Source organism: Archangium violaceum (assembly GCF_016887565.1).
GTDB lineage: Bacteria > Myxococcota > Myxococcia > Myxococcales > Myxococcaceae > Archangium > Archangium violaceum_B.
The window spans coordinates 3316671-3329757 of the sequence record NZ_CP069396.1 but is presented as its reverse complement, the minus strand read 5'-3'; the positions used below and the strand labels follow the sequence as shown (position 1 = coordinate 3329757).

13 protein-coding genes, 1 other RNA gene and 1 pseudogene are annotated in these 13087 nt (G+C 65.8%); 7 read left to right on the top strand and 8 right to left on the bottom strand.

Annotated elements, in window-relative coordinates; translation table 11 throughout:
- Positions 1 to 61: 61 nt before the first annotated feature.
- Positions 62 to 820 (top strand): IS21-like element helper ATPase IstB, encoded by a 759-nt coding sequence (gene istB / locus JRI60_RS13910; protein WP_204226325.1) that lies wholly within the window; start codon positions 62 to 64, stop codon positions 818 to 820.
- Between the two features lie 836 nt (positions 821 to 1656).
- Here istB and JRI60_RS53295 read toward each other — a convergent pair.
- Positions 1657 to 2823 (bottom strand): annotated as a pseudogene (locus JRI60_RS53295) (recombinase family protein); the annotation flags it as partial.
- Positions 2824 to 3309: 486 nt separating this feature from the next.
- On the opposite strand from JRI60_RS53295, the gene JRI60_RS53290 reads away from it, so the two are divergent.
- A complete protein-coding gene (locus JRI60_RS53290; RefSeq protein ID WP_239470505.1) occupies positions 3310 to 3831 on the top strand; it encodes a transposase in 522 nt (173 codons plus the stop codon).
- A 261-nt stretch (positions 3832 to 4092) separates the two neighbouring features.
- Positions 4093 to 4440, top strand: a complete 348-nt coding sequence (locus JRI60_RS13890) for a DoxX family protein (RefSeq protein ID WP_204226324.1) — start codon at positions 4093 to 4095, stop codon at positions 4438 to 4440.
- Here the strand turns inward: JRI60_RS13890 and JRI60_RS13885 are convergent.
- A complete protein-coding gene (locus tag JRI60_RS13885) occupies positions 4359 to 5384 on the bottom strand; it encodes an AraC family transcriptional regulator (RefSeq protein ID WP_239470504.1) in 1026 nt (341 codons plus the stop codon). The two genes, JRI60_RS13890 and JRI60_RS13885, sit on opposite strands and share 82 nt — an antisense overlap.
- 76 nt (positions 5385 to 5460) lie before the next feature.
- Here JRI60_RS13885 and JRI60_RS13880 point away from each other — a divergent pair, with 76 nt between their 5' ends.
- Positions 5461 to 5874 (top strand): DoxX family protein, encoded by a 414-nt coding sequence (locus JRI60_RS13880; RefSeq protein ID WP_108075084.1) that lies wholly within the window; start codon positions 5461 to 5463, stop codon positions 5872 to 5874.
- A gap of 483 nt (positions 5875 to 6357) precedes the next feature.
- Here the strand turns inward: JRI60_RS13880 and JRI60_RS13875 are convergent, their stop codons facing one another.
- The 5 genes from JRI60_RS13875 to JRI60_RS13855 form a co-directional block, all read right to left on the bottom strand.
- Positions 6358 to 7290 carry a transposase gene (locus tag JRI60_RS13875; protein WP_204226322.1) on the bottom strand — a complete coding sequence of 311 codons (933 nt, stop codon included), beginning with the start codon at positions 7288 to 7290 and terminating at the stop codon, positions 6358 to 6360.
- 9 nt (positions 7291 to 7299) lie between these two features.
- Positions 7300 to 7659 (bottom strand): hypothetical protein, encoded by a 360-nt coding sequence (locus JRI60_RS53285; protein WP_239470503.1) that lies wholly within the window; start codon positions 7657 to 7659, stop codon positions 7300 to 7302.
- Positions 7660 to 7707: 48 nt separating this feature from the next.
- Positions 7708 to 8052 carry an IS66 family insertion sequence element accessory protein TnpB gene (tnpB, locus tag JRI60_RS13865; protein WP_204226321.1) on the bottom strand — a complete coding sequence of 115 codons (345 nt, stop codon included), beginning with the start codon at positions 8050 to 8052 and terminating at the stop codon, positions 7708 to 7710.
- The gene (gene tnpA, locus JRI60_RS13860) at positions 8046 to 8435 is read right to left on the bottom strand and encodes an IS66 family insertion sequence element accessory protein TnpA (RefSeq protein WP_204226320.1); all 390 of its coding nucleotides are present in this window, start codon (positions 8433 to 8435) and stop codon (positions 8046 to 8048) included. The genes tnpB and tnpA overlap by 7 nt, the downstream gene beginning before the upstream one ends.
- Positions 8436 to 8966: 531 nt before the next feature.
- A complete protein-coding gene (locus JRI60_RS13855; protein ID WP_204226319.1) occupies positions 8967 to 9170 on the bottom strand; it encodes a hypothetical protein in 204 nt (67 codons plus the stop codon).
- A 288-nt stretch (positions 9171 to 9458) separates the two neighbouring features.
- Between JRI60_RS13855 and JRI60_RS13850 the strand changes: the two genes are divergently transcribed.
- The 3 genes from JRI60_RS13850 to JRI60_RS13840 all read left to right on the top strand — a co-directional run bounded on the left by JRI60_RS13850 (position 9459) and on the right by JRI60_RS13840 (position 12034).
- A complete protein-coding gene (locus JRI60_RS13850; protein WP_204226318.1) occupies positions 9459 to 10412 on the top strand; it encodes a PASTA domain-containing protein in 954 nt (317 codons plus the stop codon).
- A gap of 504 nt (positions 10413 to 10916) precedes the next feature.
- A complete protein-coding gene (locus JRI60_RS13845; RefSeq protein WP_204226317.1) occupies positions 10917 to 11606 on the top strand; it encodes a hypothetical protein in 690 nt (229 codons plus the stop codon).
- Complete coding sequence (locus tag JRI60_RS13840) at positions 11603 to 12034, top strand: helix-turn-helix domain-containing protein (protein ID WP_204226316.1); 432 nt, start codon at positions 11603 to 11605, stop codon at positions 12032 to 12034. Before JRI60_RS13845 ends, JRI60_RS13840 begins: the two co-directional genes overlap by 4 nt.
- Before the next feature lie 504 nt (positions 12035 to 12538).
- Here JRI60_RS13840 and ssrA read toward each other — a convergent pair.
- Positions 12539 to 12901: a transfer-messenger RNA gene (gene ssrA, locus JRI60_RS13835) on the bottom strand.
- Positions 12902 to 13087: the final 186 nt, after the last annotated feature.

The following is a 13087-nucleotide window of genomic DNA, read 5'->3' as shown; positions in this document are numbered from 1 at the left end:
GCGCCCTTCGGGCGCGCGCAGGCGGAGCAACACCCAACACCCCCAACGAGGAGAAGAGACGATGCTGGTGGAACAGACGTTGGAGAAGCTCAACGCGATGAAGTTGTACGGCATGGCCAACTACCTACGCACCTGGACGGAGCGGACAGCCGACAAGGAGGTGGGCCCGACGGACCTGGTGGGCCTGCTGGTGGATGCCGAGTGGGTGCACCGGGAGAACAAGAAGCTCACCTCGCGCTTGCGCAACGCGCGGCTGCGCCAGACGGCGTGCCTGGAGGACATCGACTACAGCCTGGCGCGCGGACTGACGAAGGGCCAGGTGCTGGAGCTGTCCACCTCACGCTGGGTGGCGCAGGCGCAGAACGTGCTGGTGACGGGCCCCACCGGCGTGGGCAAGAGCTTCCTGGCGTGCGCGCTGGGGCAGAAGGCGTGCCGCGATGGCTACGGCGTGGTGTACCGCCGCGCTTCGCGTCTCTTCGACGAGCTGGCGCAGGCTCGCGCCGACGGCACCTACCCGCACCTGCTGCGCAGACTCGCCAAGGCCCAGGTGCTGATTCTGGACGACTTCGGCCTGGAGCCGTTGGGCGCCAGCGAGCGCAAGGAGCTGCTGGAAGTGTTGGAGGACCGCTATGGCTCTGGAGCCACCGTTGTTACCTCCCAACTCGACCCCAAGGACTGGCACGCGGTGATTGGCGACGCCACCCTGGCCGACGCCATCCTCGACCGGCTGGTGCACAACGCCCATCGCCTCAAGCTCACGGGCGAGTCGGTGCGCAGCCCGGGCGGGAATTTGACCCGGGCCAAGAAGGGGGCGAAGTGAACCCCGGCCAGCGTCGCTGACGCTCCGACTGTTCCACATGGCCGGAACGGGTGTTCCACTTCGCCCGGAACGAGTGTTCCACTTCGCCGGAATACGCAATCAGCTCGGCGAGTGGGTTGCGGCCCCGCCTGCGGTGGCACGGGCAAGTGATGGAGACCGTGGCGCCAGCGGACCCAACTCACTGCCTTTGCATCCCAAGGGCGTTTGCCACCGGAGCGCAAGCCGCGCCGATTGAGTTCGACCGCTATCTCGTCATCGCTCCTCTTTTCTTCGAACAGCGTGCGAATGCACTCGACAGCTTCGGCGGAGGTCTTCCTTGCCTCGAATCGAGTACGACGTGGGATGCTGAGGTCACTGCTCGCCCCCGTCTGCCAGACCACCTGAATACGCGTCATCCGCTCGGGCACTTCGAGCGGCCTCAGCGTTACCTCTCGCACAAGGATACGGAGGAGATTTTTGCGCTCTGCATGGGTCGTGCTCTTCGCATTCCAGACGCGAGACAGGTCTTTTGAGAGAGCAAGGATTCTTGCCCGGTCCTTGTCCGTCAGTTCGAGCTTCTCGCGCTTGAGGACCTCCTGGTACTCGTGCTCAGCCTCTTCGAGTTCGCGAAGACGGTCGTCCCACTCGCGCTCAAGAGTCCGGGCCACGACACGGTTATCTGGGTCAATGGCCTTATAGCGGCGCTCCGCCAGTTGAGCCTCATAGCGGACACGCTCCAAGCGCAACTTCCATTGATGCTGGACCTCGCCCACCTGGCGTTCCACCTCTCGGGCCACGGCGAGCCCGAGTTCGATTTCTGGGGGCTGAGTTACCTCGAGAAAGAGCCTGGCAACGGCCTCATCAATCGCTGCTGCCGCGACCATCCAGCACATGCTCTTGTCGCCACCTTCTGGTGTGGGACTACGGCACTCGTAGTACGCATGGCGTCGTAGGCCGTGATAGCGCGTCTGCATGCGGTGGCCACACCGCCCACACAGCACGAGGCCTTGCAGCAGCGCATTCCCTTCGCGAGCAGCACCACGTTGGTCCGGCAACCTGGAGTTGGAGCGGTTTTCATGGAGCTTCTTCTGGTTGGCCAGGTATTCCTCCCAGGAAATATATGCCGGGTGGTGGTCTCGCAGACATACCTTCCATTCTTCCTGTGGCATTTTGATGATGCGCCGTCGCTTCAACTGACCATTCACCAGCGCCAGATGCTCCTCGCGGCGGCCGAAGACGTAGGCACCCGCGTATGCGGGATTGTGAAGTATCTGGAGGATGGTTCCGTGACGTGCGGGACCCCAGCGCACCTGGTGCATGCTTTGAGAGCGAACAGGCATCTTCAGCCCATTCCTTTCCATCTTCAGCCCATTCCTTTCGAAGTAGCGCATGACCGCGAAGGCACTGCCCTCCATACGAAAGCGCTCGAAGACCAGGCGCACCATGCGTTGGACCTGCTCGTCAGGGTCGAGGCGCAAGCGCTGAGCCGCTTCATCCCATTCGTAGCCGACCGGTGGCGGGAGAAAGAGCTCGCCCCGCCTGGCCTTGGAGAGTCTGCCCCCTTGCAGGCGCAGGCGCATCCAGTACTGCTCGGCCTCACTCATGGTGCCTTTGAGACCGAGCAACAACCGGTCATTGTAATCCCGAGGGCTGAAGACGGAGTCCTCGTCTGCGATGAGGACATCGGCCAGGGCACACAGTTCGAGCAGGCGGTGCCAGTCCGCTGAAGAGCGGGCCAGGCGCGAAACTTCCAGGGAGAAGATGGCTCCTACTCGTCCGCGTGCAACGTCCTCGGCCAGCCGTTGGAAGCCTGCACGCCAGCTCGCGCTTGCACCGCTCTGGCCCATGTCCTCATCCAAGGTCTCTATCCGCTCGGTCGGCCAACCCAGCTCCAAGGCCCGCTGTTGCAGGGCATACTGGCGAGCGGTGGATTCATGGTGTTCGTGGACCTGCTTGAGTGTGGACTGTCGCAGGTAGACAATCGCGCGCCGCTCCAGATGGGTTGCTCGAATCTTCTCGTTCATCGCTTTCCTCCGCGCTTGCGGCCTCGGCGCGAAGCATTTTGTGCAGGAGGGTCGTCCACGCTCTGAGGAGGTCTTGTCGGATTGCGGCGGGCAGTGTTGACCAGGGCAGTGCGGGTTGAGGGACTGGAGGAGGCAACATGGATAAAGCTATGCGCAGCCGCTGAGTCATAATCAGGCGGCGGGGCAGGCTCTTGGCGAAGTGCCACCTCAACAGCATCAGCGAGCTTGAGCAGGTCGGAAATGCCGAGGCGAGCCTCACGACCGCCGATGCTGGGTGGAAGCTGAGGCGGGGAGCGGTCTGTCCACTCGATGGGAAGCCTCATGCACCAGCCAGGTGGGTGCTCCACATCGATGTACCGCCTGCCGTCCTGGCTGCGGACGGTGCGGATGAACGGCAACTGCACGCCTTGGAGCGGATGAGTCGGCAGGGTGATGGTCACGCAGCCCGAAACCGGCCCTGCATGTATCGTAGTCTGCGAATGGGATGTGGAACGGCTATGCCGCTACGGGGCGCGCGGTGCGCTGGCGCTGGAGCGGCTGTCACGAGCGGAGGACGGTCGCATCGCCTATCGGATGAAGCGCCCGCTGCCGGGCGGCACCACGCACCTCTTCTTCACCGAGTTGGAGTTGCTGCGTCGCCTGGCGTCCCTGGTACCCCCGCCTCGGGCGAACCTCACGAGGTTTCATGGCATCTTCGCTCCGGGCGCGAAGCTACGGCCATTTCTGGTCCCCCAAGCGGGAGTGGAGGAGGCGAGCGTGGCGCCTGAAGCGGTGGCGAGACAGGAAGCGAGGAAGGAGCGGCCAGCGCGAGTGAACTGGGCAGGGCTGCTACGAAGGACCTTCGTGTTGGATGTGTTCGCCTGCGTGAGGTGTGGAGGCAGGCGGCGAGTGCTGGCGTACGTGAACGAGGCGGGCGGGGGGCGAGCGATTCTGGAGCACCTGGGCCTGCCCACGGCAGGTGCGAGCCTGGCCCCGACGCGCGGGCCCCCCCAGGCCGCGTGGTGTTGAAGCTCAAGCCGCCAGGGCCAAGAGAGCCAGGCCCCTGCCGCGCTCCTCATGGGAGGGCGGCCAGGGCCGGCGTGTTCCCCAAGGGGCTGCGCGGCTTCTCCACCCGCCTGGCGCACTGCTCGGGCGGCCCCCGTCCGCGGCCCTCCTCGGCCCCTCCGCTCCAGCCCTCACCCTCAACATGCCCTCTATCCCGCCTATACGCCACGGGAGCGCCTGGAGGACCTCGGTAAGCTCCTCCTGCGGCTCCTCGTGGGCGGCCTCATGCTGTTCCACGGGATAGACAAGCTGCTGCACGGACCCGGAGACGTGGCGCACGATCTGGCGGAGCACGGTCTCCCCACGCTCATGGCCTACGGCGTCTACGTGGGGGAGGTGGTGGCGCCGGTGTTCATCCTCGTGGGGGCGTGGACCCGCCTGTGGGCGCTCGTCTACGGCTTCAACGTCCTGTTCGCGGTGCTCCTGGTGCACGCGCACGACTTCGGACGGCTGGCGCCCACGGGCGGCTGGGTGGCGGAGCTGTACGTCTTCTACGTGGTGGGGGCCTTCGTGGTCGCCCTGCTCGGCTCGGGGCGCTGCGCGCTCCGCCGGGGCGTGGGGCGCTGGGACTGACGACGCAGCCCCTGCTGTTCGAGCGCGCGCCGGAAGGTCGCGGGGCTCTCGCCCTGCCAGCGTTTGAACGCGCGACTGAACGCCGGGAGGCTCTCGTAGCCGACGAGGTTCGCGACCGCCTCGATCTTCTCGTCGCCGTCGCGCAGCAGCTCGGCGGCGCGCGTGACGCGCCAGCGCGCGAGGTATTGCAGCGGCGGCTCGCCGACGAGTTCCGTGAATCGCGCCGCGAAGCCCGAGCGCGACATGTTCACGCGCTTGGCGAGTGACACGACCGTCCACGGCTCTTTGAGCTGCGCGTGCATCAGGTTCAGCGCCTCGTAGATGCGAGGGTCGGTGAGCGCGGGAATGCCGGGGGCCTTGCACTGGCCGGAAGCTCCGACCGACCGAAGCGCGAGGACGAACAGCACGTCGGCGAGGCGTTGGAGCACGACGCTGGTCGCGGGCCTCGGCGCAGCGCTCTCCGCGAGGACGAGCTGCAACGTGGCGGAGATCCACGGTCCCGACACGGTGTCTGTCGACGACAGCACGACGAGCGACGGCATTTTCTGGAGGATGGGCGGCTCCCGTCCGTTTCGGATTTCGAAGAAACCCGCAACGACGGTCGTCGCCGCACCGTGCCCACCGATGCGGCGCGGGACGAGGCACGACGTGAGCGGGCCGTCGCAGGCGGTCGTGACCGCCGAGCCCTCGGCGTCACGAATCACGTGCGGCGTGCCATGCGGAACGAACGCAACCTCGCCCGGCGAGAGCATGTGGACGCGCTCTCCTTCGACCTCGAGGCGCGCGCTGCCGCGAGCGACGAGGTAGAAGCTCGCGCGCGGCTGCTGCGGGATGCGAAGGCCCCACGGCGCGTGTGCTTCGAGCGACCTGTAGAGCGCATGGCGGAGGAGCGACGCGCCGAGCACATCCGCGATGACGTCGCCGCGCGGGTCTTGGAGCTCCATCGGCGCTGGCGTTTCGGCTAACTTCTTTGGCTTCCGAGACATGGACAGTCCATAGCGTGCCTCTTATCCAAGAGCCATGACAACGAAACTCAAGTACTGGATTCCCACCGGCCTCTTGGCCGCGATGATCTTCATCTCGGGCGTGGCCAACGTTACCCACCAGCCGCGCCCGATGCAGGCCGCACTGCACCTCGGCTATCCCCCGTACATCGCGACCGAGCTGGGCATCTGGAAGCTGCTCGCCGCCGTGACGTTCGTCTTCGGCTCGCGCTGGCCGCGCCTGAAGGAATGGGCGTTCGCGGGCGTGTTCTTCGACTTGAGCGGTGCCCTCGTCGCGCACACCGCCTCGGGGGACGGTCTCGCCGACAGCGCTCCGGCGGGCGTGCTCCTGCTGCTCACCGGCATTGCCTACGTCGCGCACCGCCGCTTCACGCCGGAGCCTCACACGACGACGGTTCACACGCCGGTCGGAGTTGTCACTCACGATTGAGCGAAAGACGTGCGCCGTCGCGGGTTTGGGCCCCCCTTGGAGCGCGGGTGTAGCGCCCAAGGTCTCAACCCTCCTCTCGGTTGTTACACCCCGCGCTACACCCTGGCGGAGCCGAGAGGCCCCTGCCCACGGGCGAGCCCTCCCGGTGCGCTGGCCCTGAGCATGCATTCCCTGAGTGCGAGTCGCCGTCGCCGCCCGGCCTCACGCCGCGGTGGGGCCGTTCCTCCACTCAGGGTCCTCCATGTCTCACAGAGAAACTCCGTCCTCCGCGGGGCAACCCGCGCAGCGGCAGCTCCGAATCCTCGGCGCCGTGGCCCTGGGCCTCGCCGCTGGCGCCGCCTGCCTCGTCTCCTACGCCGTCCACGGTAGCCTCCCGTACAACCCGCTCGAGCTGCCCGGCGAGAAGAAGCTCCTGACGCGGACCTGGGCCCCCGAGGGGTGGAAGTTCTTCACCCGCAACGCGCAGGAAGAGCCGAGAGGGTGTCAGAGAATTCGAGTGACGCGACCCGGCACGACACGCGGCGGAAAGGAGAAGAGCGGAAAGCTGGCCGAGAAATCCCCTCGCATCCACCGTGCCGCCGCCTCTCGGAATGCCGCGACGAAGGCCCGGTACTGCTCACGCAACTCCTTCAAGGCCTGGCGCGTCGACGCATGCCCCAACGGCCGAGGGCTCCGCTTGAGGCGCTCGGGCCGGGTATGCGGGTGCTGTGCCCGCACAGCTCGCGCCCCCAAGACGGGCGTGTCCTGTGCGCGAGCCTCTGCTTCCACCCCCTCCACGAGTCCCCGAACCACGCGCTGCCTCTCCTCCTCCCCCAGCCCTTCCCAGCACGGCAGTGGCGCCACCTCCAACTCCACTGGCTCGGCGATTTCCTCGGCGAAGCGCCCCTCCCCTACTGCCGTGTCCTCGCTCCCTCTCTTGCTCCAGCGCTTCGTCCAGTTGAACCACTGAAACATCCGCCTCGCCGAGCCCAGCAGCTGCGCCAGACACGTGAGTCCCGGCCACTCGGCACTCCTCTGCACCAAGCCCTCCTTCACTCCATGGGCCAGCACGTAGCGCAACCGCCCCACCAGCGCCGTGTCGTCCAGCACCGGCTCCGCTGAGTAGCGCCGCTCCCAGAAGCCTCCACTCCAGTCCACCAACCGGCCCACCTTCCTGGAGAGGTTGGCGCGCAGGTACTGCATGAAGGAAGCGAGCGCGGCCCCACGAGCCCACACCAGCAGGTGGAAGTGATTGGAAGCGAAGGTGAAAGCGTGCAGCCGCACGTTACCGGCACTCTGCTGGACGGCTCGCGCCAACACCCCACCCACCACCTCGTTCACTTCCGCGCTGGGACGCAGCAGCAGTCGTCCCTGGAAACACCTGGACGTTACGAAATAGAGACCCTCCTCCTGGAACATCCTCAACGGCCAGCCCATCCCCATCCCCTACGAACGAGTCGCCAGGCCCAATGCATTCGGTGAGCCAGCTTCAAGTCCTTGGAAAGACTTGGGGATTCGTAGGGATACCCAGTCTCGTTCCGGGGCTTGAGTCCCGCGTGTCGAGTCCTTTGACACCCTCTCGGGCTGCCGCAGCGCCTCCTTGAGGCGCACCACCGTGGAGCTGTGTTCCTCGCGCAGCCGGCCCAACAGGCCCAACAACATCTCAACGGCCTGCTCGCCGCGGCCCTCCGTCAGCAGTTGCAGCATGTAGGCGCGCACCGCCTCCATGTCTTCCCCCTCGAAGGCGGGCGGCTGGGCTTGTTGCTCCTGGCCCCTGGCTTCTTCGACTCTGACGGCGGAAGTCATGCGCGCCTTGCCTATGCACGAAGTCAGGCCGGGCACGCAAGCCAAGACTCAGTGCACCTCGCGTCGGCGCACCGCGCTGCTCTCCTCCACCAGCGACAGCAACTCCGCGAGCTGCCGCGCTTCCAGGTGCACCGCGGCCTGGCCCTCCACGGGCTCAGGCACCCGGAAGCGCCCCGCCTCCAACCTCTTGCTGACGGTGCAGTACCCGTTGGCGTCCCAGAAGAGAATGCGCACCAGGTCCCTTCTCCTGGAGAAGAAGACGAACAGGTGGCCCGACTTCGGCTGCTGCCCAAGACTGCCCTGCACCAGCGCGCTCAGCCCGTCGGCCTGCTTGCGCATGTCGCACGGCTGCGCCGCCATCCAGATTCTCACCCCCTCCGGTAGCTTCAGCACCCCTGCACCTCCTTCACCGCCCGCAGCACCCGCGCCACCAACTCCTGGCTGGCTCCCGCCTCCACTCGCACTCTCACCCCGCCCACCTCCACCTGCACCGCCTCCCCCGGCTCCCGCCCCGCCTCACTCCGCTCGGCGGGCGCCACCTCCACGGGCACGAAGGACATGGCCGTCCGCGCTCCCTCCTTTCCCTCTCGCCTGCGCGTCCAGAAGCGCAGCCTCTCGCGCGGCAACCCGTACTTGCGCATGAAGGCCGACTGCGTGCCTCCTTCCGCCTCCCACGCTCGCACCACCTCCGCTGCTACCTCCGGTGTCCACCTCGGCTGCCGCGCTGCTGCCAACCACGCCGGCTCCGTCTTCGTCGTCGCTGTGTGCGTCGTCATCGCGCCACGCACTCTGCGGCCCCTCGCGCACCTGCACTACCTGGGCTGGATCGGAGGCTTACCATAGGCGAGAGGACCTGTGAGCAGCGCGAGGGCAGCCACGGCAGCCGATAGTGCTTTCACTTGCTTCAGACCTGGAAGGGACACGATAAATATTAACAATGACAGGGCCTCGGTGCTGGGTACTCGCAACGCGGAGCCTGCAAGGAGAACACCCCCTCGAGCCGGCTACCCAGCCGGGTCTCCAGCTCGTCCCGGAGGAGTGCCCGGGCCTGGTGGAGCCGGGTCCTCACCACGTCCGGAGCGGGTTCTTTGACACCTTCCCGGTGGCCGGCCGGGGAAGCGTCACGCGGTTTTCTTTTCCCTGAGCCGTCACAAACGGGCCATTTCTCCTCTACTTGGTGAGAGCGCATCCTGTCTTGGGGAAGAGACATGAGCGGCGCCTGCTCAGCGCTGGAGGAGATGGGGAGCCGTCCGTAGATCGATCTCTTGCCGTCCACCGAATAACAAAAGGGACCAACATGAAAGCGCTCAGGTGGAGGTGGTCGACGAGGGCAGCAGCGCACCAATCAGGCGTTCTTTTCGGGCGTGTTCATGGACCTCGTCGCTCGACTCGACAGCTTCGGCGATGGAGCAGGTGGCACACTGCTCGACCATTCCCTGGTGGCGTAGGGCCTCATCCCGCAGATGATGGTCTGACCAAGCCCGGTACTCATGCTGGCGATCATCGCGCATCTCGCCGTTCGGATGAGGGCACCTCGCCGCGACGTTCTTTTCCCAATGGGCGAGCCTTCAAAGGACCACCAATGAGCGCCGCCAGGTGCTCGCTGGTCAGCGTCGACTTCGCTGCCACGAGGGCGCCGGGGTGCCTTCGAACACGATTCGTCCGCCGTCGTGGCCGGCTCAAGATCGATGATCCGGTCGGCGTGCGCCATCACCGTTGGGTGGGCATGGAACCGAACCAGGAACCTGCTCCGTACTACTGGCGCTCGGTAAACAACCAACCTCGATCGGAGATCTCGCATGCCTAACCATTCTCGCCGTGCTCTCTGGACCGTTGCGGTCCTGCTGCTGCTTTCAGTCTCGGCGCACGCCCAATCGCTCCCTCCTGACGCCTTGTGCGGCTTCTCAGGCCCACGTACGCCGTTCAAGCTCGGCCTCCGCGCCGATACGGTCACCTTCAACCAGTCTGTGCAGTGTGTCGCGGAAGTCAGAAACATCAGCTTATCCATCGAACTGCTCGTCGTTCCAGAAGGATCCACCCAAGCGAGGCGCGTGGACGCCGAGTCCATTTTCAGGCCGCCTCAGGTCGTGCGCCAACAACCCTACTTTTCCGAGACCGGCTTCGGCGTATCTCACGCACCTTGCTTCAACGGTAGCTACTTCGCCAGGCTCAGTGCCAGGGTCACGCTCCTGGATGGACGTACGATCGGCGACGATGGAACTACGCAACTCGCCTTCGTCGGGAACTGTCCAGGTTCGCCGACGGCTCCAACGCCAGAGATTCCTCCCCCTACTCCGCTGCCGGACGTACCGCCCATGGGGCCGATGTTTCCTGATCAGCCGACCACCACCGCGGGTCAGGTCATCGACCTGGTGCGAGGCCAGCCGCTGGGCAGCGCGATCATCACTCTGATGAGCAAAGGATTCCGAGCGGGCGCCGAGACGCGACAACCAGACGCTAATGTGCCGAAGGACAGCGTGATCGGCGGTTCGCTAGCGGCTGGTACGACCAACGTGATCGATCTGGTGGTCTCGTCCGGCGGCATGGTCTACTCGTCCGAGCTCGAGTTCGGCTGCGAGACGAAAGCCAAGAGCGCGAGATTTCCATCCTGCTCCAGTCTGAGAAACACTCCGTGCACTATCCAGAACGAGAAGGTCCTGTGTAAAGTGTTCTTGGGCAAACCCTGTGATGCCGAGCCCCAACCCAAGTCTCCGGCAATGCCGTTTGCAATCCATCAGCTAACCTGCGGCTAGGCGATCGCCACGGACGTGATGGGGCACACCTCGCTCCCCCAAGCAGGTGCGGAGGAGGCGAGCGCGAGGCTTGAGGTAGCGACCAGGAAGGAGCCGATGAAGGAGAGGCCGTCGGGAGTGGACTGGGCGGAGGTGCGCAGCAGGACGTTCGCGTTGGACGTATTCGCCTGCGTGAGGTGTGGAGGCCGGCGGCGGCTCTCAGTTCCGCCGCTGCCCTGGAGCGTCCGAACCGCTTGCCCTGGCTGCTCAGCCATGCGCACAGCTCGTCCCTCATCTCACCGCCACTCTGGTAGCGCTCGTCCGGGTTGCCGCGCAGGGCCTTGTGGAGAATCCGCTTGAGCGGCTCGGGCACCTTCCGGGCCATGCGCTCCACGTCCTCCGGGCCGAAGCTCAGGATGCGGTCGGCCAGCTCCCCCACGCTCGTCCACGTGGGACGCTCGGCGCGCACGCGGGCGTTGTACCGGATTGCTTCCGGGGACTCGCGGAACGGCAGCCTTTCATCCGGTGAATCCGGTGTGCGCGGCGGATACGGGCTTCAGCGGTCCCGCCCTGGAGGCGCTCAAATCGGTGGGCAGCGGCTTCCCGGTCAAGCATGCGGCCGATGCCGCCTTCACCTCGCGCGCTCGCGTCTACGGCCTGCTCCAGCGAGTGGACAGCATCCGCCCTGGAGAGAGCGTCCTCGCCCAGGACGACACCTGGGCAGTGGTGCGAGTGGCTCGCCACGCATCCATCGAGGACAAGCCGCAGTTCGCCGAGACGCTCCTCATGTGCATCAAGGCCGGCAGCGCCGACGTGGCCCCGATACGGAAGCGCGTGCGTCTGATGAGCGCCGAGGAAGCCGTGCACGAGAACAAGCGCATCAACGACGAAGTGGTGGAGGAGGGCCGCACTGTCTTTCGATGGGATAACAAGAGGCGCTTGAAGAACCGGGACGCCAATATCTGCACGTCTTGGACCGACACGCAGCCCTATGCCTCCATGCAGCGCCAGCAGGGAGCGGATCGCCAGCGGAAGGTGCGGGCTGGTCAGGCCCGTCGGAAGCGCCGGCAGCCGGGCCCACTCAAGCGCCAGCACGTCGAGAAGTTGCTGGCCGAGGGCGTCGCGGTGCGCAAGGTGGCCCAGCTCACCGGCATCCCGAAGAGCACCATCTGGGACATCAAGCGCAAGGCGGAGATGCGCGGGAGTCAGCCATGAGCACCACGTCTGTGCCGTATGGCGCCCCGCTTGATGATGCGTTCCGGGAGACCATCCGCAGGATCTTCCAAGAGGAACTAGCTCCCCTCATCCGCTCGGAAATGACCCAGGCCCTCTTCCAGCAGCTTGAACAACGGAAGCACCGTCGTCAGGAAGACCCGCCAGCGATCCCGGCGCTGCTCACCGTGGAAGAGGTCGCCGCCCACTGTGACGTGACCAGGCCGACCGTCCGGAAATGGATCCAGTCGGGTGGCCTGCCGGCGTGCCGACCAGGAGGCAGTCGCGTCTACCGCATCCGCCATGAAGACCTCGACGAATTCCTCGCACGTCGCTCGCGGACTCGCACGGATGCCACTCCCAACGTCGAGGAGCAGGTCGCACGCATCCTCGACCGAGTGCGCACCAAGGCAATGAACACGGCGGAATAGGTGTTCCACCCTGTGACTACCTCTGCGGTTCTATTCGGAAACAGCGCATGGGAAGCATCTACAAGCGAGGCAAGAAGCTCTGGCTCCGGTTCAAGGGACGGATGGGAAATGGACGCAGAGCCCGAGCGGATTCGAGGTCGGCCAGGAGCAGCAGGCCCGCGAGGCCCTGCGGCGCCTGGAAGACCGGCTCGCCGCCAACGTGGAGTTCGGAGAGCCCGAGAAAGGCCCAGTCACCCTGGCCCGCTACACCCAGTGCTGGCTGGAGCAGCGCAAGGGCCTCGTCGCGGACTTGAGGACGGATGAGTCTCGCCTCCGGCTCCATGTCCTCCCGTACATCGGGGAGATGGCGCTGGAGGACATCCCCCGGCACCTCGCGGACGGACCACCACTCCTCACAAGCGGCTGGAGAAGGACATGGAGGCGCTCGGCCCGCGGCACCGGCAGGCCATGACCTGCGCCGACAAAGAAAAAGGCCCCAGGTTCCGAAGAACCTGGGGCCCTGAAGAGTGGAGGCGGCGGGAATCGAACCCGCGTCCGAAAGCCTTCCGTCCTTTGACCCTACGTGCGTAGTCCGCGGTTTGTTACGTCCCGCAGGCTCCCACGGACGGGATCCTACGAGCCGGTCCTGGATGATCTCACCGCCGAGAGTCCAGGCACCCTCGACGGCCAGCCCGCATTATGACGGTCCTACCCCACCCCACGGGCCGAGAGCGGGAGGACCGCGCACTAGGAACTGTTGTTAGGCAGCCAGCGCGAGCTCAACGTTGTCGTTGGCTTTTGTGTCTTTGTCGGTGGTTTTACGAGCGAACCAACAAGCTCGGCACGCGTCTCGAACTTCCATGCCCCCGTCGAAACCAGGTCGCCCCCTTCGGGCACTTCAACTTCGCTCACTTCCTCGTTGCTTCATCCACCTTAACCGCTGACGGCACCGGGTCAATCCTTCTGACGCACCCCGCTGTCGTTCTCCAACACCCACTTCCCACGCCCGCCCGCCCGTGGGAATAGCAACCAGCCTGCTACGTTCTCCGGCCCCCACCTCGTGGGTGCTTCAGC

What these genes read in the sequence shown, in the direction of transcription:
- JRI60_RS13890 (WP_204226324.1), top strand. Translation starts at nt 4,093, where the DNA reads ATGCTGTTCCACGGGATAGACAAGCTGCTGCACGGACCCGGAGACGTG.
- JRI60_RS13875 (WP_204226322.1), bottom strand. Translation starts at nt 7,290, where the DNA reads ATGGGCTGGCCGTTGAGGATGTTCCAGGAGGAGGGTCTCTATTTCGTA.
- JRI60_RS53285 (WP_239470503.1), bottom strand. Translation starts at nt 7,659, where the DNA reads ATGACTTCCGCCGTCAGAGTCGAAGAAGCCAGGGGCCAGGAGCAACAA.
- JRI60_RS13885 (WP_239470504.1), bottom strand. Translation starts at nt 5,384, where the DNA reads ATGGAGCTCCAAGACCCGCGCGGCGACGTCATCGCGGATGTGCTCGGC.
- JRI60_RS13850 (WP_204226318.1), top strand. Translation starts at nt 9,459, where the DNA reads ATGCCTAACCATTCTCGCCGTGCTCTCTGGACCGTTGCGGTCCTGCTG.
- JRI60_RS13840 (WP_204226316.1), top strand. Translation starts at nt 11,603, where the DNA reads ATGAGCACCACGTCTGTGCCGTATGGCGCCCCGCTTGATGATGCGTTC.
- JRI60_RS13880 (WP_108075084.1), top strand. Translation starts at nt 5,461, where the DNA reads ATGACAACGAAACTCAAGTACTGGATTCCCACCGGCCTCTTGGCCGCG.
- istB (WP_204226325.1), top strand. Translation starts at nt 62, where the DNA reads ATGCTGGTGGAACAGACGTTGGAGAAGCTCAACGCGATGAAGTTGTAC.
- tnpA (WP_204226320.1), bottom strand. Translation starts at nt 8,435, where the DNA reads ATGACGACGCACACAGCGACGACGAAGACGGAGCCGGCGTGGTTGGCA.
- JRI60_RS13855 (WP_204226319.1), bottom strand. Translation starts at nt 9,170, where the DNA reads ATGCGCGATGATCGCCAGCATGAGTACCGGGCTTGGTCAGACCATCAT.